Annotated in this window: 1 pseudogene; it reads right to left on the bottom strand. The window is 62.5% G+C overall.

Features of this window, described 5'->3' with window-relative positions:
* Positions 1 to 485: pseudogene (locus AB4Y73_RS20450) on the bottom strand (pyruvate dehydrogenase (acetyl-transferring), homodimeric type); the annotation flags it as partial.

Below are 485 nucleotides of genomic sequence, written 5' to 3'. Positions count from 1 at the left end.
GTCGCGTTGCGGCCCTCGAAGTGCGGTCCGAGGCCGTAGCCCTTGACGGTGTGGGCCAGGATGACGGTGGGTTTGCCCTTGAACTCGGTCGCTGCCTTATACGCGGCGTACACCTTGTAGTAGTCGTGCCCGCCGCGTTTGAGGTTCCAGATCTCATCATCGGTCAGGTCCGCGACCATGTCCTTGGTCTGCGGGGTCTGGCCGAAGAAGTGTTCCCGGACGAACCCGCCGGACTCGGCCTTGTAGGTCTGGTAGTCACCGTCGACGGTCTCGTTCATGATCTTCACGAGCGAACCGTCTTCGTCCTTGGCGAGCAGGTCATCCCACTCCCGGCCCCAGACCACCTTGATCACGTTCCAGCCCGCGCCGCGGAAGAACGCTTCGAGTTCCTGCATGATCTTGCCGTTGCCGCGCACCGGCCCGTCCAGGCGCTGGAGGTTGCAGTTGATCACGAAGTTCAGGTTGTCCAGGTTTTCGTTCGCGGC

The organism is Pseudarthrobacter sp. TAF60_1 (assembly GCF_052113505.1).
In the GTDB taxonomy this organism is placed as follows: domain Bacteria; phylum Actinomycetota; class Actinomycetes; order Actinomycetales; family Micrococcaceae; genus Arthrobacter.
The sequence above is the reverse complement of the archived record's forward strand: the minus strand, read 5'-3'. Positions and strand labels throughout refer to the sequence as shown.